The sequence below is a fragment of the Amycolatopsis vastitatis genome, assembly GCF_002234595.1.
Classification (GTDB): Bacteria; Actinomycetota; Actinomycetes; order Mycobacteriales; family Pseudonocardiaceae; genus Amycolatopsis; species Amycolatopsis vastitatis.
The window spans coordinates 48,967-70,238 of the sequence record NZ_NMUL01000028.1; the positions used below are offsets into that span (position 1 = coordinate 48,967).

Genomic DNA, 21,272 nt, shown 5'->3' on the forward strand with positions numbered 1-21,272 from the left:
CACGTCATGGCGGCGGGTCATCCGCAGCGAGTGAAGCGCGTCCCGGTGGGTGTGTCAAGGTGCCGATGAGTGGTACGCCGCAACGGTTTCCAGCAATCGGCGGGACGCGGACTCGGCGCCGTCGGCGTCCTTCGCCAGCACCAGCGTCAGCACGCGGGAATGCGCGACGAGCGTGTCCGCCGGTTCGCCCTGCGCCCGCAGTGCCGCCACCACCGGCACCTGAAGCTGCGCGATCAGCGCGTTCCCCGACGCGCGGACCAGCGCCGCGTGGAACCGCGCGTCCGCGGCCCGGAAGGCCGCGGTGTCGACCGCGTCGGCCATCAGCGCGTAGGCCGCCGCCATCACCGAAAGCTCGTCCGGACGCCGGTGCCGCGCGGCCATCCGTGCCGCCTGCGGTTCGATCGCCAGCCGCAGTTCGAACAGCTCGCGCAGGTGCTCGCGGCCGTCCGGACCGCCGACGCGCCAGGCGATGACGTCCGGGTCGATCGCGTCCCACGCCTCGGGCGGCAGTGTCCACGTGCCGACCCGCGGGCGCGCGGTGACCATGCCCTTGGACTCCAGCACGCGCAACGCTTCGCGGACCACGGTCCGGGAGGCGGAGAACCGCCGGCCGAGCTCCTCGGGGACGAGCGGCTGCCCGTCCCCGAGGACGCCTTCCACGATGAGCCTGCCCAGTTCGTCGACGATGCGCGCGTGGAGGTTCCGCACCGCTACTCGGGCAGGCCGACGCGCCGTTCCCCGCTGCGCAGCTGCTGCAGCACGACCGCGATCACGAGCAGGGCGCCGTGGGCGACGTTCTGCCAGAACGGGTTGATGCCCAGCCCGGACATGCCGTTGTCGAGCACGCCCAGGATGATCACCGCGAGCACGGTCGAGATGATCGACCCGCGGCCGCCCTTGAGCATCGTGCCGCCGAGCGCGGCGCCGGTGACGGCCTGCAGCTCCAGGCCCTCCGAGCCGGACGTCGGCTGGCCGGAGCCGGTACGCGCGGTGATCAGCACGCCCGCGATCGCCGCGACCACGCCGACGAGGGCGTACACGCCGATGATGTACCGGTTGATGTTGATGCCGGCCAGCCGGGCGGCGGTGTCGTTGCCGCCGATGGCGTAGACGTTGCGGCCGATGTCGGTGTACTTCAGGAGGAAGTGCAGCAGCGCCGCGACGATCAGGAACACCCACACCAGCGACGGCAGGCCCGCGATCGCGCCCTTGGCCAGGAAGATGAACAGGTCGTCGCCGCCGGTGTAGCCCTGCGCCTTGCCGTCCGAGATGACCTGCGCGATGCCCTTGTAGGTGGCGAGCATGGCCAGCGTCGCGACCACCGGGTTGACCCGGCCGAAGATGATGATCATGCCGTTGACCAGGCCGCACAGGATGCCGACGCCGACCGCGGCGAGGATCCCGACCTCGGCGTTGCCGGTCGAGGTGAACACCATCGCCGAGATGACCGACGCGAGCCCGGCCATCGAGCCGACCGAGATGTCCAGCGCGCCCAGGATGATCACCAGGGTCTGGACCAGGGCCAGCAGCCCCATGATGGTGATCGCGCTGCCGATCAGCAGCAGGTTGTTGGTGCGGAAGAAGTTCTCGTTCAGCACGCTCAGCAGGATCACCAGCGCGATCAGCGTGATGATCAGGCTGGAGTTCTGCACGCCGATGCCGGTCAGCGCCCGGCGCAGCGCCGAGGGCTGCTGCGGCGCGGCCGGTTCGGAGGACATCGCTTTCTCCTGGGTGGGGGTACTCATGCGCCGATCTCCTGGGCTTCTTCGACGGCGGGTTCGGTTTCGGGGATGGCGAGGGTCAGCACGGCTTCTTCGGTCGCTTCCTCGCGGCCGAGCTCGCCCGCGAGACGGCCGGCCCGCATCACGAGGATCCGGTCGGCCAGCGTCAGCACCTCGGGCAGGTCGGAGGAGATGACCAGCAGGGCGATGCCTTCGGCGGCGAGGCCGTCGATGATCCGGTAGATCTCGGCCTTCGCGCCGACGTCGACCCCGCGCGTCGGCTCGTCGAGGATCAGCAGCTTCGGCCGCCGCGCGAGCCAGCGCGCGAGGACAGCCTTCTGCTGGTTGCCGCCGGACAGCTTGCGCACTTCCTGCTCCATCGACGGCGTCCGCACGCGAAGCTCGCGTACGTACTCCTCGACCAGCGCGCGTTCCTTCGCCCGCTTCACGACACGGAAGCGGCGAAGGCGGTCGAGGACGGCGATGGAGACGTTGTCGCGTACGGACCGCTGCATGAGCAACGCGTCCGTCTTGCGCTCTTCGGGCGCGAAGCCGATGCCCGCCTTCACGGCGTCGCCGGGGTTGTGCGCGCGCAGCCGCTTGCCGTCGAGTTCGACGGTCCCGGACCGGATCGGCAGGTCGCCGACGATCGCGCGGGCCAGCTCGGACCGTCCCGCGCCGACCAGCCCGGCGAGGCAGACCACCTCGCCCGCGCGGACCTGCAGGGAGATGCCGGTGACGTCGTCGGTCGTGACGTCGTCGAGCTTGAGGACCTCCTCACCGGTGTCCTGCGTGACGCGGCGCTCGAGCGCCGAAAGGTCGCGACCGATCATCATCCGCACCAGGCCGGGCTCGTCGGTCTCCGCTACCTGCTGGACGCCGACGAGCTTCCCGTCGCGCAGCACGGCGACGCGGTCCGCGAGCTGGAAGATCTCCTTCATCCGGTGCGAGACGTAGACGACCGCGACGCCGCTGTCGCGCAGCCGCCCGATCAGCCGGAACAACGCCTCCACCTCGTGTTCCGACAGCGACGACGTCGGCTCGTCGAACGCGATCACCTTCGGCGGGGTGGCCGCAGTGAGGACCCGGAGAATCTCGACGATCTGCCGCTGCGCCGCCGACAGCGCGACACCGAGCGTCGCCGGGTTGAGCACGCCTTCGAAGCCGTACTCGGCGAGCGCTTCCTGGGTCGCCTTCATGAGCGTGCGGCGGTTGAAGACGCGCGCCTTCGCGGGGAGTTCGCCGACGAAGACGTTCTCCGCCACCGAAACGTGCGGGATGATCTCGGGTTCCTGGTAGATCACGCGCACCCCCGCGGCCATCGCCGCGCGCGGGGTGTCGAAGGTGACCTCGGTGCCGTCCAGGAGGAGCCGGCCGTCGTCGGGGCCCTGGTCACCGGACAGCACGCGCAGGAGCGTCGACTTGCCGGCGCCGTTCTCGCCCATCAGGGCCAGGACTTCGCCGGAGCGGAACTCCAGCGAGACGTCGTCGAGGGCGGTGACACCGGAGAAGCGCTTGCCGATGCCCTCGACGGCCAGCGCGGGTGAAGAGGAGGACATTGAACGGCCCTTCGGCGGACGGTCCCGTGGGCGGTGCGCTGGGCACCACCCACGGGAGAGCGGTCAGGTGCAGTTGACGCCGGCCTGCTTGTAGTTGTCCTTGTTGACGATCGTGGTCTTCGCGATCGTCTCCGCGGGCAGGGCCTTGCCGTTCTTCACCTTGTCGACGAGCACCTGGATCGCCGAGCGGCCGACCTCGGCGCCGGAGATGTAGAGCGCGGCCTTGTTGCCGGTGTCCTTGCCGGCGGCCCAGTCCTTGCAGGTGAGGTACGCGCCGAGCCCGACGCCGATGATGTTGTTCGCCGGCACGCCGGAGTTGGCCAGCGCGGTCACGACGCCGGTCTCGTTCTCGTCGTTGCAGCCCCAGACGACCCAGTGCTTGACGCCCGGGTTGGAGCCGATCACCGCGCCGGACTTGTTCTGCGCGTCGACCGGGGAGTTGTCGGTGCCGACGTTGATCACCTGGACGTCCGCGCCCGCGGACTTCGCGAACGCGCTCTTCGCGGCGTTGACGCGGTCGGTGCAGACGGTCAGGTCCTGCTTGTAGGCGCTGATGATCTTCGTGTCGGCGGCGGCCCAGCCCGCGGCCTTGAACAGCTTCCCGGCCTCGGTGCCGACCGAGTCGCCCATCTGGCTGCCGTTGAAGCCGACGAACGGCGCCTTCGCGCCCGAGCCGTCCTTGATGACGTCATCCGAGGCGATCAGCGGGATGCCGGCGCTCTTGGCCTTGTCGATCACCTGCGGGCCGATGGCCTGGTCCGGGACGACGATCGCGACGCCGTTGGCGCCCTGCGCGACCGCGGCGTCGAGTTCGGTGATCGCCTTGTTGGCGTCCTGGCCGAGGTTGACGACCTTCAGCTCGACACCGAGCTCCTTCGCCTTCTCCTGCGCGCCCTGCGCCTGCTCGACGAAGTACTGCTGGTCACCCTGTTTCTGCAGGTAGTACAGGGTGATCTTGCCGTTGGACGGCGCCTGCTGCTGCGGTGCCGCAGTGTCCTTGCCGGAGGAGCAGGAGGCCATCAGGACACCGGAAATCAAACAACAACCAACAACGCTCCAGGTCCGGAACCTGTGCGGGTATGTGGACATCGAGTGCTCCCATGGGGGCCGAGGTCGAGTGGGGCGGGTCGGGTACCGCGAGTGACTCGTATTACAAAACACCCGTTCGTGGAGCGTCAAGGCGCTTTGGCCCGGCAGTTAGCGGAGTGAGACCTACTCTCCGTGACATCGTGGGTACGTAAGCGCGGTCAATTATCGTATTTTTCTGTCCCTGTCCTGCGTGTTGACCGGTTTTGTCCAGTGGGAATGTTCTGATCGGTGTTGTCGACTGTGGTGCGATTGGTCGAGCGGGTTTTGTCGATCAGCGGGACGGCGTCCCTGCCCGATTCGCCCGGCTGGCAGGATGGCCGGACCACGTCAGGAGGGGGTCCGATGACGAAGCACCGCGTCGCCGCGCTCGCCGGCGTCGCCGTCCTGGCGGCCGCCTGCAGCAGCCCGCCGCAGCAAGGTCCGGCGCCGACGCCGTTCCCGGAAGCGGCGGAATCCTCGTCCGCCGCCGCGCCCGACGCCTCTGCCGCACCGGATGGGTCGTTCAGCGTCGTCGCCACCGGGGACGTCCTGATCCACCCGGCGCTGACCGAGCAGGCCGAGGCCGACGGCCACGGAAAGATCGACTACCGACCACTGCTGGCCGGGATCAAGCCGCTGATCTCCGGCGCCGACCTGGGGATCTGCCACCTCGAGACGCCGCTGGCGCCGGAAGGTGGGCCCTACAGCGGGTATCCGTCGTTCAGCGCGCCGCCGGAGATCGCCGACGCGATCAAGGACACCGGCTACGACACCTGCTCGACGTCGTCCAACCACACCATCGACCAGGGCGCCGAGGGCGTCACCCGCACCCTGGCCAAGCTCGACGACGTCGGCGTCAAGCACACCGGCTCGGCGCGGTCGGCCGCCGAAGCCGCGAAACCGCTCATCCTCGACGTCCACGGCGTCAAGGTCGCGCAGGTGTCCTACGCCTTTGGCTTCAACGGGATCAAGGTGCCGTCCGGCAAACCGTGGCTGGCCAACCAGATCGACGTCGACGACGTCCTCGCCGCGGCCCGCAAGGCTCGCGAAGCCGGCGCGCAGGTCGTGATCGCGAGCCTGCACTGGGGTGTCGAGTACCAGCACGACCCGACGGCGGAACAGCGGTCGCAGGCCAAGAAACTCCTGGCGTCGGACGACATCGACCTGATCGTCGGCCACCACGCCCACGTGGTCCAGCCGTTCGAGAAGATCGGCGGCAAGTGGGTGGCCTACGGCCTCGGCAACAGCGTCGCCCGCCACTCCGACCCCCGCGGCGACACGGAGGAAGGCGCGGCAGCCCGTTTCCGCTTCGTCCGCGACGGCGACCGCTGGAAGGTCGACAAGGCCGAGTACATCCCCACCCTGATCAAGCTGGACGCCCCGATCCGCCTGATCGACTTGTCGACATCCCCCAAGTCCCCCCAGGTCACCAAGGCCCTTCAGGACACGGACAAGAACATCCTGAGCCTCAACGCGGACAAGTCCGGCCTGACCCGCCCCGGCAAGTAAGGGTCGACACGCGTGATTGAGAGGTCGACACGCGTGATTGGAGGGTCGACACGGCGGCACCGGACCCGCCGCGGCGTGTCGACCCTCCAATCACGTGAGTTGGCGTTCTGATCACGTGAGTTGGCGGTTCAATCACGCTCTCAGTGGGTGCGGGTGGTGATCAGGCGGGCCAGGGCCGCCAGTTCGGCGGCCGGGCGGGGGACCGGGTTCGCCGCGGCGAGGTCGCGCAAGGCCTTGGCCAGCAACGCCTCCGCCTGGGCCTGGCTCCACTGACGTCCGCCCGCGGCCTCCACCAGGGAAGCCGCGCGGGCCAGCGACGCTTCGTCGAGGGGCTCCCGCCGGGCGTAGAGCGTGGCCAGGTCCGCGCCCGCGTCCGTGCCCGAACACAGCGCCGTCACCACCGGCAGCGACTTCTTGCGGTTCTGCAGGTCCGAGTACACCGGCTTGCCGGTGACGGCCGGGTCGCCCCAGATGCCGAGCAGGTCGTCGACGTGCTGGAACGCCAGCCCGACCGACCGCCCGAACGCGCCGAAGCGGTCCGCCTCGCGCTGCCCGGACGTCGCTCCGAGCGTGCACGCCGCGCCCAGCAGGGCCGCCGTCTTGCCCTCCGCCATCCGGGCGCACTCGCCGGGGGTGACGTCGTCGCGCTGCTCGAAGTCCAGGTCCGCGGCCTGTCCCTCGAGCAGGGCCAGCACCGCGGACGACAGCAGCCGCGCGTTCGGCGCCCCGCCCGGCGCCAGCACCTCGAACGCCAGGCTCAGCAACGCGTCCCCGGCGAGCACCGCCGGCCCGGTGCCGAACACCGTCCACGCCGTCGCGCGGTGCCGCCGGGTCGTGTCGCCGTCCATGACGTCGTCGTGCAGCAGCGAGAAGTTGTGCACCAGCTCGATCGCGACGGCGGCGGGAACGGCGTCCGCGGGGTCGCCGCCCGCGGCTTCCGCGCACAACAGCACCAGGGCCGGCCGCAACGCCTTGCCGCCGTCGGCCGACGACGGCCGCCCGTGGGCGTCCGCCCAGCCGAAGTGGTAGGCGGCGATCCGCCGCATCGCCTCGGGCAGCCGCTCGACGGCGGTGTGCAGCGCCGGGTCGACCAAACCGCGGCTCCAGGCGAGGACATCGGCGAGGGGCCGGGCCGCGGTGCGCGTGTTCATGGTCGTCATGAGCGGCCGATCTCGACGTCGTCGAGCACCCCGAGCGCGTCCGGGACGAGGACGGCGGCGGAGTGGTACGCGCTGACCAGGTACGAGGTCACCGCGCGTTCGTCGGTGTGCATGAAGCGGACGTTCAGCCCCGGCTGGTATTCGTCGGGCAGCGCTTTCGGGCGCAGGCCGATGACCCCGGCGTCGTCTTCGCCGGTCCGCATGGCCAGGATCGACGTCGTTCCCGAAGCGCTGACCGGGATTTTGTCGCACGGCAGGATCGGCACCCCGCGCCAGGCGGCGACGCGCTTGCCGTCCAGCACGGTGGGAGCGGGATACACCCGCCGGGCGGTGCACTCCCGGCCGAACGCCGCGATCGCGCGCGGGTGGGCGAGGAAGAACCGCGTCTTTCGGCGGCGGCTGAGCAGGTCGTCCAGGTCGAGCGGGGTCGGCGGCCCGGTGCGGGTGGTCAGCCGGTGCTTGAGGTCGGCGTTGTGCAGCAGCCCGAACTCGGTGTTGTTGACCAGCTCGTGTTCCTGGCGTTCCCGCAGTGCTTCCACGGTCAGCCGCAGCTGCTGTTCGAGCTGGTTCATCGGCTGGTTGTAGAGGTCGGTGACGCGGTTGTGCACCCGCAGCACAGTCTGCGCGACGGCCAGGTCGTACTCGCGCGGCGAAGGGTCGTAGTCGACGTAGGTGCCGGGCAGGAGCGGTTCCCCGTCGTGCCCGGCTGCCAGGTCGACGCTCGCCTCGCCGGCTTTGTTCTGCGGTTTCCGCGGCCGCGTCAGCGCTTCCGCGACGTGGGTGCGAAGCGCTTCGGACCGGCCGTTGAGGCGGGCGTAGGCCGCGGCGGGCAGCACCAGCGCGACGACGCGGGTGGCGGCCCGTGCGGTGAACGCCCAGGTGCCGGTGTCGCCGCCGAGGAGTTCCTCGCCGAAGTGGTCGCCGTCGGTGGCGGTGCCGAGGAGGACCTCGTCGCCGTACTCGCCGGTGCCGTGGCGGGTGACCTTGCCGTGGGCGATGAGCACCAGCGTGTCCAGCGGCGTGCCCTCGGTGAAGAGTGTCGCGCCGGGTTCGTATTCGCGTTGTTCGAAGGCGCCGGCCAACGCGCTCAGCGCCTGCTGGTCGCCGAAATCGCGGAGCAGGGCGAGTTCGGTGAGCTCGGCGGGCACGACCTGCACCCGGGCGCCGGTGTTGTAGAAGCTCACCTTGCCGTCGCCCACGGTGTAGGTCAGGCGCCGGTTGACCCGGTAGCTGCCGGCCGGGACGTCGACCCACGGGAGTTGCGCCAGCAGCCAGCGGGTGGTGATGCCGCGCATCTGCGGCAGCGACTTGGTCGTCGTGGTCAGCGTCCGCGCCGCTCTGACGCTCAGCGACAGCTGCACGGCCGTTTCTTCGGTGACTGTCAAGGTTTCACGCGCCGATCGGGTTCGGGGGCTTCGGGCGGACGGGTGCCCGCGGGCCGCGGCACGACCCGGGCGGCGGCCGTGCCGAGCCCGGTCGGCCCGAAGGCGGACGGCGGTAACGCGGGCGGGCGCCCGGGCGCGTCCGGCTTGCGAGGCGGAGTCGCGGGCTCGGGCATCACTCCTCCCGGCCGAGTTCGGCGGCTTCCAGGACGGCGAGGGCGTCGGGCACCAGCACCGCGGCGGAGTAGTAGGCGGAGACGAGGTAGGAGATGACGGCCTGCTCGTTGATGCCCATGAACCGCACGTTCAGCCCCGGCTGGTACTCGTCCGGCAGCCCGGTCTGGTGCAGCCCGACCACGCCCTGGGCCTCTTCGCCGGTGCGCATCAGCAGGACCGAGCTGGTGCGGGTCTCGGTGACGGGGATCTTGTTGCAGGGCAGGATCGGCACCCCGCGCCACGCCGGGACGTGGTGCCCGCCGAGGTCGACGGCGTCGGGGTAGACGCCGGCCTTCGTGCATTCGCGGCCGAACGCGGCGATCGTCTTGGGGTGGGCGAGGAAGAACCCGGGGTCCTTCCACACGAGCGAGAGCAGCTCGTCGAGGTCGTCCGGGGTCGGGGGACCGGTGCGGGTGGGGATCCGCTGCGCGAAGTCGGCGTTGTGCAGCAGGCCGAAGTCCGCGTTGTTGATCAGCTCGTGTTCCTGGCGTTCCCGCAACGCCTCCACGGTCAGCCGCAGCTGCTGCTCGATCTGGTTCATCGGCTGGTTGTAGAGGTCGGCGACGCGCGAATGGACCCGAAGGACCGTCTGCGCCACGGACAGCTCGTACTCCCGCGGCCTGGCTTCGTAGTCGACGAACGTGCCCGGCAGCACCGGTTCCCCGTCGTGCCCCGACGCCAGGGAGATCTCGGCCTCGCCTTGGTCGTTGCTGGGCGCCTCACCCTGCGCCACGTAGCCGTCGAGGTGCGCCCGCAGCGTTTCCGAACGGGCCAGGACGTCCTCGAACGCCTGGCGGGGCAGGGAAAGCACGGTGCAGGCGGTGACGGCCTTGGCGGTGAACTCCCAGATCCCGTCCCCGCTGACGAGCGCGTGCTCCCCGAAGTGGTCGCCGTCGGCGAGCGTGCCCAGCACGACCTGGTCGCCGTAGGCGCCGGTGCCGATCTTGCTGATCTTGCCGTGGGCGAGGAGGAACACCTGGTCGGCCTGGCTCCCGAACTCCACCAGGGCGTCGCCCGGCTCGAATTCGTGCTGGGTGAACCGGTCGGCCAGTTCGGTGAGGACCTCTTCGTCGTCGAACCCCCGCAACGGCGCCAGTTCGCCCAGTTCCGGCGGGATGACCCGGACCTGCGAGCCGGTCGTGGTGAACGTGACCCGGCCGTCGCCGACCGCGTAGCTCAGCCGCCGGTTCACCCGGTACGCGCCGCCGGAGACCTCCACCCAGGGCAGCAGCTTCAGCAGCCACCGGGAGGAGATGCCCTGCATCTGCGGAACCGACTTCGTCGTCGTCGCCAGTGTCCGGGCCGCGGCCCGGCTCAGGCTCGACAGCGTCTGCTCGTCCGCGTTCACGGAATCCACCGGGTCGGTGACAGTCACAGCGAGAACCACCCATTCATTCGCGTCGGCACGCGCCCCCTCGGGCACGCCGGTCATGAGCTGCTATTTCTTGCTATTCGCGGATTTCGCAACCCCTCGAAATCAACATAGCAACCGCGTTCGGTGGCACAAGAACACGATCGGGTCATGGCGATGATCACCGGTTCGTTATTGATCATTTGGCCGTGTGCCGGAAAGAAGTGGTCACCGCGTGTTGACGGCTGTCACCCGGTCGGGACGATCGCGGCTCGGCGCGGCCTTCCCCGGTCGCAGGGAGAACGCCGGGAGTGGTCGTGATGCGCGGAACTGCGCCGAACCGGCGATTCGCGGGGCGGGGATACGGCCACCCGGATGAATTCCGCAATTGCGGTTGTCCGCCCGGAAACGGGTCGCTAACTTGGCGGTTCCCGGTGGCGTAATGCGCCGGACGGCACTTCCCGCGCCCCGCGGGTGAAAGGACCTGGATGAACATCTTCGTGGCCGGCGGTCTGTGGGTGGCCGGCGCGGCACTGGCCGGTGGCGGGATCGCCTACCTGGTCCGCAGACTCGGCGGCGGTGGGGACGGCGAAGGCAGGCCCGCCAACAACGACGCGGCGGGCCAGGTGTTCACCATCGTCGGCGGGCTGCACGCGGTCCTGGTCGCGTTCGTGCTCATCTCGCTCTACGACTCGGTGAGCGCCGCGAGCCAGGACGCGCGGACCGAAGCCGACAGCCTGGTCGCGGCCACCTGGGCGGCCGACGCGCTGCCGGCGGAGACCAAGGACCGGGTGCACCAGCTCGCCGTCGCCTATGCGCGGACGGTCGAGGACCAGGAGTGGCCGCGCCTGGCCGACGGCGGCGAGGTGCCCGCCACGGGCTGGCGGCAGCTCGACCAGATGCGCCAGGCGGTGGCGGCCGCGCCGACCGACGGTGACTGGCAGATCGACCGCAAGACCGAAGCGAGCAACCAGCTCTGGGCGGTCTACCAGGCCCGCCAGCAGCGGCTGGCGGACTCCGGCGACGGCGGGGTCGGCGCGGTCGTCTGGTTCGCGCTGATCCTCGGCAGCCTGATCACCGCGATCCTGCTGCCCAACCTCTTCGGCGGCACCCGGCTCGCCGCGCACGTCATCATCGTGTCCACGCTGGCCGGCACGATCACGTTGCTGCTGTTCGCCATCCACGAGCTGCAGAACCCGTTCAGCGGCGGCGCAAAAGTGCCGCCCGAGGCGTTCACCTCGGCGCTGGAAAGGCTGGCTTGACCCGCGCGCGGGCCCGCTGGGCTGCGATGTTCGGCGTGGCCGCGGCGGTTTCGGCGCTGCTGGCCGCGACGGGCTGGCTCGCGCCCCCGGCGTCCCGGACCGCCGGGGCTCGGCAGCCGGACTCGTGCACGGTCCTGCAGGCGGAGACCGAACGCGACCACGCGCCGACGACGTTGCGGCTCCTCTCGCTGCCCAGCGGGGCCACGCAGCGGGTGACCGAGGCCGGGTACTGGATCAACGCGATGGGGTACTCCGCAGAACAGGACGTCGTCTACGGCGTCGCGGACGGCACCGGCCGCGGCCGGTACGACCACGGCGCGCACGCGGTGCGGATCGACTCCGCCGGCACGGTCACCGACCTGGGCGTGCTCGGCCGCGCGGGCGCGCGGCATCCGATGTGGAGCCTGGTCACCGGTGCCACGGCCGGCACGATCGACGGTAACCGCTGGTACGTGCGGCAGGACAGCGATCTGTACACAGTGGACATCGACCCGGCGAGCGCGGACTACCTGCGGGTGGTGCACCGGACGGCGCTGCGGCCGGTGACACTCGCGGCCGGCGTCGACGACTTCGCCTACGACCCGGCGGACGGCCTGCTCTACGGCGTCTCGACGACCACGCGCGGCGGCGGAACGGTGGTCACGCTCGACCCGGCGACCGGCAAGGTCGAGCCGGTGCCCGGGGAGCGCTTCCCCGAGGGCGGCGCGTACGGCTCGGTCGCGCTCGGGCCCGGCGCGATCTACGCCACGGCCAACCGCGACGGGCACCGCAGCGTCACCTACCGGTTGCCGCGCGATGGCTCGGGTCCGGCCGTCGAGATCGCGACCGGGCCGCCGCTGGCGAGCAGCGACGCGGCCGGGGACTGCCCTACCGAACCCCCGCCGCCGCCGCCGTCTTCGCCGCCGCCTCCGGAACCGCCGTCCTCGGCTCCCTCGGCGACGCCGACACCGACGCCGACGCCGCCTCCGTCACCGACCACGCCGGAGCCATCGCCGTCGTCTCGACAGGAGCCGCCTCCTCCGCCGCGGCCGCCGCCGGTCGAGCGGCCGGTCGTCCTGCCTCCGACGACATCGACACCGGCACCCGCGCCACCACCGTCGGCGACGCCCTCACCCACGCCGTCGGCCCCGGCGACGTCACGGCACGCGCGCCCGGCGCCGAAGCCCCAGCCGGTGGCCGAGGACACCGGCCGCCGGACCCAAGAGCAGCGCCGCTGGGGATTGACGGCGCTGATCCTGGTCCTCGGCGGCGGTGCGGCGGCCGCCCACGTGCGCCGGCACCGTTAACGCCCCGGCCTCCTCGAAGACGGGCGTTGTCCACTTCGGCCGCCCAGACTCCTCCTCCGGCGCGTTTCCCGCGCCGGAGGAGGAGAAACGGATGAAGCGGGTACGAATCGCCCTCGTGGCCGGGGTGCTGGCCTTGCCGCTGGCGGCCGCGGGACCGGCCGCGGCCCACGGTCACGGCCTCCGGGCTGCCGACGACGACGACCGGGTCCGCGCGGGGCAGCCGCTGTGGGGCCGGGTGCTCGGCAACGACCGGGGTGCCACCGCCGTCGTCCGGCACACCGCAGCCGGGCACGGGACCGTCACGATCGGCGCCGACGGGACGTTCCGCTACCTCCCGGCGCCCGGCTTCACCGGCCGGGACACCTTCACCTACACCGTTTCCGACGCGGTCACGCTCCACCCGGCGGATCTCCCGCCGCTGGCGACGATCGGCGGTGTCGAGATCAAGGCCGGCGCCTACGGCTCCGCGCTCACACCCGTGCCCGGCGAGTGCGACGAGTTCTACGGCCTCACCGACCGCGGCCCGAACGTCGACGCGCCCGGTGGCGGCAAGATCGAGCCGCTGCCCGGCTTCACCCCGGCGATCGGGAAGTTCCGGCTCCGCGGCGGGAAAGCCGTGCCGGAAAAGACGATCCCGCTGCGCGCGGCCGACGGCATGCCGTACAACGGGCAGGTCAGCACGCTGGCGAGCACCGGCGAGAAGATCGCCGACCTGAACGGCGGCGTCGTAGCCGTCCGCCCGCGGGCCGACGTCGGTGGCGCCGGACAGGTCGATCTCGAACAGTTTCTTGAAAGCACCCGGCTCGTCAAGGGCGGGCTGCTCGTCGCCGGGAAGAGCATCGACGCCTACGTCGGCAAGGACACCACGGCCGAGGCGTTGACGGACCTCGCCGCGGCGGGCATCACGCCGGTGACGAAGAAGCTCCACCTGGACCTGGGTGCCCTCGTGTCCACGCTGGATCCGAGCGGCGGTTTCTTCGGGCACGACAAGGTCGAGGGCGTCGCGACGACCGACGGCGGCCGGACGGTCGTGATCAGCAACGACAACGACTTCGGCATCGACGGCGTGACGAACGCCGCGCCGCCGTACGCGTTGCACCCGAAGACGTTGCCGGACGGCCGTCAGGACGACGGCGAGTACCTCGTCGTCGACACGACGCGGCTCCCGGCGGCGACGAGCACCGCGACGGTGACGATCGACGTGCGCTAGTACTTGAACTGGTCGACGTTGTCGGTGGTGATGAGCAGCGGATCGCCCAGCAGGACGGTCTTCGACGCGGCGTCGTACTTCACCGCCGGCAGCTCCAGGCTCACCTTGTTGACGGCCTGGAGCGGCTTGCCGTCGGCGACCTGCTTGGCCGTCCACGCGGTCAGGTAGCCCAGCGACTCGACGTTCCACAGCACCGACTGCGAGCACGAGCCGTCGAGCAGGAACGGCTTGATCGCCTGCGGCGTGCCGACGCCGACGGTGAACACCTGGCCGATCTTCTGCTCGTCGCGCACGGCTTCCGCGACACCCGGGGCCGACGTCGTGCACTCGCCGATCAGCCCGGTCAAGCCCGGGTGGCCCGCCATGATGCCCTTGGCCAGGTTCGTCGCGGTGTCCTGGTCCTCGCCCGCGTACACGGTCTCGACGAGCTGGGCCTTCGGGTAGTGCCCGGCCGCGTACTCCTTCTGGACCGCGATCCACGAGTTGAGGTTCGCCGCCGCCGGGCCGCAGGAGACGATCGCGTACTGGCCGGTGCCGCCGGTCTTCGCCATCAGCGCGTCGACGAGCGCGGTGCCGATGCCCTGGGCGCTGGCCTGGTTGACGAACACCTCGCGCTGCGTGCCCGGCGCGTCGGTGTCCGAGGTGAGCACGTGGATGCCCTTCGCCCGCGCGTCGGCGATCACCGGCGCGAGCGCGGCGGGGTCGTTGGGCGCCACGACGATGACGTCGACCTTCTTCGCGATGAGGTCGCGCACGATCTTCACCTGCGCGGCCGGGTCGACGGTCGGGGGGCCGGTCGTGGACCACTCGATGCCCAGCTGTTTCGCCGCTTCGCGGCCACCGGTGTCCATCGCGTCGAAGTACGGGATGCCGGCGATCTTGGGCACGAACGCGATCCGGGTCGGCGGCGACGGCGCCGGGCCGCCGCCCCGCTGGTCCGAGCAGCCGCCGAGCGCGAGCACCGCCCCCAGCAGCAGCGTCGCGACCAGCCGGAAGGTCTTCGTCGGCCCTCGCATCCCCACCCATTCCTCAGGACTTTCGAACGGTCTGCGCACGGTGGAGACCAAGGGCGAACGTAGGGCCCCGGGTAACTGTGGTCAACGGGATGTGCGCAAAGGGTTACGGAAGTGAGTTCTGCTTCGCGGGTTTCCTGGGGAAATACCCTGGATGGCGGTGTCGGACACGCTGAGTGACAATGATGGATACTTTGAGTTGTAGGCCGGTGTGATGTGCCAGACATGACTCTTATACCCCCGAGGGGTATAGTCGCCGGCATGAACGAACAGCACGGGGCTTCGTGGGCGACGGCGATCCAGGCGACTCTGCACTGCCTGACCGGCTGCGCCATCGGTGAGGTGCTCGGCATGGTGCTGGGCACGGCGTTCGGCCTGCACAACGCGACGACGGTGGTCCTGTCGATCGTGCTGGCCTTCGTCTTCGGCTACGGCCTGACCATGCGGGGAGTGCTGAAGTCGGGGCTCGGCGCGGCGGCGGCGTTCAAGGTCGCGCTGGCCGCGGACACGGTGTCGATCGCCGTGATGGAGCTGATCGACAACACCGTGGTCGTGGCGATTCCCGGAGCGATGGACGCCGGCCTGGCGAGCGTGCTCTTCTGGCTGGCTCTGGCGCTCTCGCTGGCGGTCGCGTTCGTGGTCACGGTGCCGGTGAACAAGTGGATGATCGGCCGCGGCCTCGGCCATGCCAAGGTGCACGCCCACCATCACTGAAAAGCGCGTCCGGGGAGGTGGCGGCCTCCCCGGGCGCCGCTACACGCTCGAAAGGTCGATCGCGCGGTCGGCCTTCCGCCGGTCGAGCACCCGCAGGATGCCTTCCAGCAGGTAGTAGTCGGCGTAGGGGAGCGACACCTCGACGCCGTCCTCGTTCGGCCGGTTGCGGGTGCAGCGCGCGACGCTCGCCTCGGCCCGGGTGGACTTCGTGGTCAGGCACGTCCGCGCCACGGCGGTGAGAATCCGCAGCGCGCTCTCCCGGTAGTGCGGGCGGTGCGTGAGCTCGGCCAGGTCGAGCAGGCCGCACGCCATGATCACCCCGGCGGAGGCGTCCTTGACGTCGTCTGGGGCCTGGGGCGCCAGGTAGTCCCACACCGGCACGTGGTCCGGTGTCAGGTGCGACAGCGCGAAGTCCGCGAGCCGCTGGGCGGTGGTGAGGAACTCCGGGTCGCCGGAGCGGCGGTGGATGGTGGTGAACCCGTAGACGCCCCACGCCTGCCCGCGCGACCAGCACGACGCCGGGCTGTAGCCCTGCACGGTGTTCGGCCCGACCGGCGCGCCGGTGACGGGGTCGAAGTCGAACACGTGCGGCGTCGAACCGTCCGGGCGCGGGAAGTACCGCTGGGCCGTCTTCGCGTGCGCGACGGCGACGTCCAGGTAGCGTGGGTCCCCGGTCTGCCGGCTCGCGAAGGCCAGCAGGTCGAGGTTCATCATCGTGTCCATGATGACGCGGCCCGCGTTCTTCGGGTCGTCGAGCGCGCCCCAGGCCCGGATGAAGTTCCCCGCCGGGTTGTAGCGCTGGACGAGCGACGACGCGGCCTGCACCGCGCCGTCCCTCCACTTCGTGTCGCCGGTGAGCCGCCAGGCGGTCACCCACGAGGGGTAGAAGAGGAATCCGAGGTCGTGCGTGCCGGTGTCGGTCCGGCGTGGCGCGAGTTTCTCCGCGGACGCCAGCGCGAGGGTCTTGAATTGTTCGTCACCGCTGTGCAGCCAGGCCAGCCACAACTGTCCCGGCCAGAATCCGCCGACCCAGTCACCATTTTGTGAATAGGTCCATTTCTCGAACTTCGTGCCGACCGGAAACGCGGTGACGCCGGGTGCCACCGCGCGGAGCTTGGCCACCGCGTAATCGGCCGCTTGGCGGAGCGTCCGGGTGGCCGATGCCTGGTCGGCGGCATCGGGAGTGGCCGCGGCAGCGGCCGTGGAGGTGCTGGCGCTCACCGCCACCGCGGCACCGGCCGCGGTGGTCAGCAGGGTTCTCCGGGTAACGCTCACAGGTGCCCGCCATTCCGTGTGGGGAAAGTGCCCGGAATTTTCGCACGATCGGCGCGAGCTTGTACACCCGGCGGACATTTGTTCATGGTTGTGAATTGTGTGCCGGTGAGCGGAATGGTCCGCGAATGGGCGAAGGCCCGGCAGGGGAATGCCGGGCCTTCGCTGTTATCGCGGGTGAGGGCAGTCGACCACGCGATGATCGTGGTGCACTCGAGCCAGGGGTCAGCAGTGCGGCGCCACGGGGCTGTCGGAGCCGGTCTGGACGTAGGTGTCCGAGACGTAGTTGTTCGGCCCGATCCGGTCCCAGATGTTGGTGGTGCCGAGCTTGCCGGCGACCGTGTCACCCTCGACGTAGCACTCGATGTTCACCTTGGCGTAGTTCGCCGCCAGGCCCTTGATGGCGGCCGAAGTGCTGGCGCTCGCCCGGACGTTCATCGGGTCGCCCGCGGTGCTGATGACGCCGGTCTTGTCGGAGCCGGTCCACAGGTAGGTGACGTTGACGTTGCCGTTGTCCGACATGCCGAGCCCGTCGTAGAAGACGCCGTCGGCGAGGTCGATGCCGGCCGGGTTGCCGACCTTGTAGCCGAGGTCGTCCTTACCGCCGTTGTAGCCGTTGTGGTAGGCGGCGTACGCCTCGGGCTGGCCCTGGGGGAGGTCCTTGTACTCGGCGCGCACCGACGCCGGGTTCCAGTAGTCGTCCTTGGTGTTCCACGGGCCGACGTCCCACACCGGGGCGTACTCGCACCGGCTGCCGTCGGTCTTGCAGACGCGCACGGTGTAGGTGCCGCTGCCCTTGCTCGACAGGCCGCGCCCGGACGGCAGCGCGACGAAGTGGTCGCGGCTGGTGATGACGTGGCCGTTGGCGGTCGTCTGCCCGGTCAGGCCTTCGCGGGTGGCGTAGATCTTGTAGGTCAGCGCGGTCGAGGCGGCCAGCGCGCTGGCCTGCGGGACGCTGTCGGCGCTGAGCGCGACGCTCTTGACCGCGGGCCGCACGCCGTCGGTGGTGCTGTGCAGGCTGATCCGCACCTGCACCTCGCTCACGGTGCTCTTCAGCGCGGTGCCCGCGGGCGTCCACTCTGTCCAGTCGTTCACGCCGGTCCGGCCGCGGACGTCGACGTCGACCGAAGTGCCCTTGGGGGTGTCGGCGTTCAGTTCCGCGCTGACGCGGTTCGACGGCGAGCCGAGCTTGTGCTCGGCGGTGATCAGGCTGCCTTCGCTGCCGGCGAACACCCGGGCGGTTCTGTGCCACGCGGCGTCGGCCAGGGTCAGTGTTCCGCCCGCACCGGTGACGTTGACGTCATCGTTGTCCACAGTGGACAGATTTGCGGTCCAGCTCGCGGTGTTGGTGGTCGCGGCCTGGGCGGGGGCTCCGGCCAGCGCCGTCACCGCCCCGGCGGCCAGGACCGCCGCGGTCACGCGGCCGGTCTTCTTGATCCGGATCATCCCCGGTTCTCCTCTCGCACTCGTTCACTCGAACGTGGCGAAAGACTGACCGGACGGCGTACATGATCCGTACAAGCAGTTTGTGCGTCAGGCGGACACGATGTGCGGCGGCTCCTCGACCACGGTCAGCGGCTCCTTCGGCGGCGTCGACAGCTCGTGCCAGATCGCCAGCGCGCGCTCCGAATAGTCGCGCGACCGCTCAGGCTGCGAGAGCGCCCGGTGCAGCTCGCCGAGCAATTGGGACACCTCCGCCTCCGACCGCCGGTCGCCGTTGCGGCGGTGCACCGACAGCGAGTTGACCAGCAGCAGCTGCGCGTGCGCGAAGTCGCCGCTGTGCAGGCACAGCTCTCCGAGGTTCTGGTTGGCGTAGCCGACGCAGTGGTCGTCGCCCAGCTCGGTGAAGATCGCGATCGACCGGTCGACGTGCTCGCGCGCCGCGGCCAGGTTGCCCTGGTGCTGGTGCAGCAGCGCCAGCCGCTTGAACGCGTGCGCCTCGCGGTGCCGGTCGCCGATCTCCGCCGACAGCTCCAGCGCGTCGGTGAACCAGCGCTTCGCCGCCGCGTAGCAGCCGCGCGACATCCAGACCGCGCCGGCGCCGATGCGCGCCACCGCTTCGCCGTGCTGGTCGCCGGCTTCGTCGAACAGCTTCAGCGCTTCGTGGCAGTGGTCGAGCGCCAGGTCGTCCTCGCCGTCGATGCGCAGGATCGTGGCGAGGCCGGTGAGCGCGATGGCGACGCCCTGGATGTCGCCGACGCGCTCGAACAACGCCTTCGACTCCTCGAACGCCACGCGAGACTCGGCGTAGTCGTCCTGGTAGAGCAGGTACTGGCCGACGTTGCGCTGCACGATCGCCTCGGCACGCAGCGAGCCGGTCCGGCGGGCCGCGGCCAGCGCGATGATGTGCGTGCTGTGCCAGTCGTCCTGGTGCCCGCGAAGGTCGAAGTACGGCGTCAGCGCCGACGCCAGCTGCCAGGCCAGGTCGTCGAAGCCGTGCTCGGCGGCCAGCGAAACCGCCGCGACGCTGGTGTGCCGTTCGGCCGCGAACCACGCGGCCGGGTCGCCGGCCGGCACGTCGGCGGGCACCGACGGGCGCGGCAGCTCGTCGTCGCAGTACATCCCGAAGAAGTGCAGGGGCATCCGGCGCGCGGCTTCGAGGGCCAGCGCGAGGTAGCCCTCCAGTACCCGCCGCAGGCCGGCGCGCGTCTTCGCCGCGTCACTCCGCTCCGCGAGTTCGACCGCGTACACGCGCAGCAGATCGTGGAGCCGGTAGCGCGGCTGCCCGGCCGAGTCGGAGCCGACGAGCTCGACGAGGTGGCCGTCGACGAGCACGTCGAGCACGTCGTCGGCGTCACGGCGGCCCAGCACGGACGCGACCGCCCACGCCGGGAACTGGACCGGCCCGAGCAGCCCGAGCCCGCGGAACGCGGTGGCCGCCGACATCGGCAGCAGGTCGTAGGACAGCGTCACGCTCGCCCGGACGGCGAGGTCGCCGACGCGCAGCTCGTCGAGACGGCGGCGTTCGTCGCCCAGCCGGTCGGCCAGCAGCCGCAGCGTCCAGCCCGGCCGGTTCGTCAGCTTCGCGCCGGCCACCCGGATCGCCAGGGGAAGGTGCCCGCACTGGCGCAGGATCGCCGCCGCGCTCTCCGGCTCGGCGGCCACCCGGTCGGCGCCGACGATGCCCTGCAGCAGCCGCGCGGCCTCGGCCTCGGGCAGCAGGTCGACGTCCACCGGCGTCGCCCCGGCGAGCCCGGGCAGCCGGATGCGGCTGGTCACCAGCACCGCGCAGGCCCCGGCGCCGGGCAGCAGCGGACGCACCTGGGCGGCGCTGCCGGCGTCGTCGAGCACGACGCACATCCGCCGCCCGGCCAGCCGCGACCGCAGCAGCGCCGACCGCTCGGCGAGCTCTCGCGGCAGGCCGGCGTCGGGGATGCCGAGCGCGTGCAGCAGCTCGGCCAGCACGCCCATCGGCGCCCGCGGCGACGACGAGGTGCCGGCCAGGTCGACGTGCAGCTGGCCGTCGGGGAAGTCGTCGCGGACCGCGTGCGCGACCCGGACGGCGATCGCCGACTTGCCGACGCCGGGAGCGCCCGAAAGCACGATGACGGCGGGCGTGCCGGAGTCCGCGCGTTCCCGCATCAGGCCGACGACTTCGCCGATCACGTCGTCGCGGCCGGTGAAGTCCGGCAGGTCGAGCGGCAGCTGGCAGACGGGGGCGGCTTCGACGGGACGCGGGGCGAGGACGTTCTCCGGCACCAGCGTCGCGCGCAGCTCGCGCAGCCGGGCGGCCGGTTCGGCGTCGAGCTCTTCGCGCAGCACCCGCTCGGCCGACTCGTAGGCCTCGATGGCGTCCGTGGTCCGGCCCGCGGCGCGCAGCGCGACGATCAGCTGCGCCCACAGCTCCTCGCGCAGCGGGTGTTCGGTGACCAGCCCGCGCAGCTCGGCGACGGCCTCGCCGCACCGGCCGAGGCCGATGCGGGCCTTCAGGCGTTGTTCCTGCACGGAAAGGCGGAGTTCGGCGAGCCGGGCGACGGTCGCGCCCCAGCTGTGGTCGTGCGGCAGCCCTTCGAGGACTTCGCCGCGCCACAGCGCGTCGGCCCGGTCGAGGAGCTTGAGCGCGCTCTCGGCTTCGCCGTTGTCGAGTACTTCCTGCGCTTCACCGGCCAAGGCGGTGAAGGCGAGGTGGTCCAGTTCTTCCGGCGACGCGGTGAGCAGGTAGCCGGAGGCCCGGCTGCTGATCCGCTCGCCCAGGGCGGGGTCGATCTCGGCGAACCGTCTTCGCAGCGAATGGACGTACGTGCGGATGTTCGCCGCGGCCGACCGCGGCGCCGCCTGTGGCCACAGCACTTCCACCAGCACGTCGGTCGACACGACGACGTTCGGCTGCAGCGCCAGCGCGGCCAGCAGCAGCCGGGGCTTCGGACCGCCGAGCGCGATCACCTGCCCCGCGGCCGTGACCTCCAGCGGTCCGAGGACGCGGATGGTGAGCGAGGTGGTCTCAACCTGCCCGATGAGTTCCCCCATACAGCGGATGCTAAGGCCGTTCGGACCGGCCGGGATAGATCCATTCGGAGTGTCTGTGCGCACACGTGCGGCTTTGTACGGG

General features: G+C 71.0%; 16 protein-coding genes. 5 read left to right on the forward strand and 11 right to left on the reverse strand.

Annotated elements, in window-relative coordinates; all coding sequences use genetic code 11:
- Positions 1–54 precede the first annotated feature (54 nt).
- The 4 genes from CF165_RS26455 to CF165_RS26470 form a co-directional block, all read right to left on the reverse strand.
- On the reverse strand, positions 55–708 hold the full coding sequence (locus CF165_RS26455; RefSeq protein ID WP_093950275.1) for a FadR/GntR family transcriptional regulator: 654 nt from the start codon (positions 706–708) through the stop codon (positions 55–57).
- A 2-nt stretch (positions 709–710) separates the two neighbouring features.
- On the reverse strand, positions 711–1,745 hold the full coding sequence (locus tag CF165_RS26460) for an ABC transporter permease (RefSeq protein ID WP_093950276.1): 1,035 nt from the start codon (positions 1,743–1,745) through the stop codon (positions 711–713).
- Positions 1,742–3,280 (reverse strand): sugar ABC transporter ATP-binding protein, encoded by a 1,539-nt coding sequence (locus CF165_RS26465; RefSeq protein WP_093950277.1) that lies wholly within the window; start codon positions 3,278–3,280, stop codon positions 1,742–1,744. The genes CF165_RS26460 and CF165_RS26465 overlap by 4 nt, the downstream gene beginning before the upstream one ends.
- A 63-nt stretch (positions 3,281–3,343) precedes the next feature.
- Complete coding sequence (locus CF165_RS26470; protein WP_093950278.1) at positions 3,344–4,318, reverse strand: substrate-binding domain-containing protein; 975 nt, start codon at positions 4,316–4,318, stop codon at positions 3,344–3,346.
- Positions 4,319–4,711: 393 nt separating this feature from the next.
- Here CF165_RS26470 and CF165_RS26475 point away from each other — a divergent pair, with 393 nt between their 5' ends.
- Positions 4,712–5,857, forward strand: coding sequence for a CapA family protein (locus CF165_RS26475; RefSeq protein WP_093950279.1), 1,146 nt, complete (start codon positions 4,712–4,714; stop codon positions 5,855–5,857).
- Between the two features lie 140 nt (positions 5,858–5,997).
- Here the strand turns inward: CF165_RS26475 and CF165_RS26480 are convergent, their stop codons facing one another.
- From CF165_RS26480 to CF165_RS26490, 3 genes are all read right to left on the reverse strand, one after another.
- Positions 5,998–7,017, reverse strand: a complete 1,020-nt coding sequence (locus CF165_RS26480; RefSeq protein WP_093950280.1) for a family 2 encapsulin nanocompartment cargo protein polyprenyl transferase — start codon at positions 7,015–7,017, stop codon at positions 5,998–6,000.
- Entirely contained in the window at positions 7,014–8,402 is a 1,389-nt protein-coding gene (locus tag CF165_RS26485; RefSeq protein WP_093950281.1) for a family 2B encapsulin nanocompartment shell protein, read from the reverse strand. The genes CF165_RS26480 and CF165_RS26485 overlap by 4 nt, the downstream gene beginning before the upstream one ends.
- Positions 8,403–8,574: 172 nt before the next feature.
- Complete coding sequence (locus tag CF165_RS26490) at positions 8,575–10,047, reverse strand: family 2B encapsulin nanocompartment shell protein (protein WP_093950282.1); 1,473 nt, start codon at positions 10,045–10,047, stop codon at positions 8,575–8,577.
- A 407-nt stretch (positions 10,048–10,454) separates the two neighbouring features.
- On the opposite strand from CF165_RS26490, the gene CF165_RS26495 reads away from it, so the two are divergent.
- From CF165_RS26495 to CF165_RS26505, 3 genes are all read left to right on the forward strand, one after another.
- Positions 10,455–11,228: a bestrophin-like domain gene (locus CF165_RS26495; RefSeq protein ID WP_093950283.1), complete on the forward strand. Its 774-nt coding sequence runs from the start codon at positions 10,455–10,457 to the stop codon at positions 11,226–11,228.
- On the forward strand, positions 11,225–12,514 hold the full coding sequence (locus CF165_RS26500; RefSeq protein ID WP_093950284.1) for a DUF6923 family protein: 1,290 nt from the start codon (positions 11,225–11,227) through the stop codon (positions 12,512–12,514). The genes CF165_RS26495 and CF165_RS26500 overlap by 4 nt, the downstream gene beginning before the upstream one ends.
- 91 nt (positions 12,515–12,605) lie before the next feature.
- On the forward strand, positions 12,606–13,724 hold the full coding sequence (locus tag CF165_RS26505; RefSeq protein WP_093950285.1) for an Ig-like domain-containing protein: 1,119 nt from the start codon (positions 12,606–12,608) through the stop codon (positions 13,722–13,724).
- Here CF165_RS26505 and CF165_RS26510 read toward each other — a convergent pair.
- Positions 13,721–14,740 carry an autoinducer 2 ABC transporter substrate-binding protein gene (locus CF165_RS26510; RefSeq protein ID WP_205660976.1) on the reverse strand — a complete coding sequence of 340 codons (1,020 nt, stop codon included), beginning with the start codon at positions 14,738–14,740 and terminating at the stop codon, positions 13,721–13,723. The two genes, CF165_RS26505 and CF165_RS26510, sit on opposite strands and share 4 nt — an antisense overlap.
- Positions 14,741–14,998: 258 nt before the next feature.
- Between CF165_RS26510 and CF165_RS26515 the strand changes: the two genes are divergently transcribed.
- The gene (locus CF165_RS26515) at positions 14,999–15,451 is read left to right on the forward strand and encodes a DUF4396 domain-containing protein (protein ID WP_093950287.1); all 453 of its coding nucleotides are present in this window, start codon (positions 14,999–15,001) and stop codon (positions 15,449–15,451) included.
- 39 nt (positions 15,452–15,490) lie between these two features.
- On the opposite strand, the gene CF165_RS26520 is transcribed toward CF165_RS26515, so the two are convergent.
- The 3 genes from CF165_RS26520 to CF165_RS26530 form a co-directional block, all read right to left on the reverse strand.
- Positions 15,491–16,726, reverse strand: a complete 1,236-nt coding sequence (locus CF165_RS26520; RefSeq protein ID WP_093950288.1) for a glycoside hydrolase family 88 protein — start codon at positions 16,724–16,726, stop codon at positions 15,491–15,493.
- A 222-nt stretch (positions 16,727–16,948) separates the two neighbouring features.
- Positions 16,949–18,169 carry a DUF8814 domain-containing protein gene (locus CF165_RS26525; protein ID WP_093950289.1) on the reverse strand — a complete coding sequence of 407 codons (1,221 nt, stop codon included), beginning with the start codon at positions 18,167–18,169 and terminating at the stop codon, positions 16,949–16,951.
- A gap of 87 nt (positions 18,170–18,256) precedes the next feature.
- Positions 18,257–21,190 (reverse strand): AfsR/SARP family transcriptional regulator, encoded by a 2,934-nt coding sequence (locus tag CF165_RS26530; RefSeq protein WP_093950290.1) that lies wholly within the window; start codon positions 21,188–21,190, stop codon positions 18,257–18,259.
- Positions 21,191–21,272 lie beyond the last annotated feature (82 nt).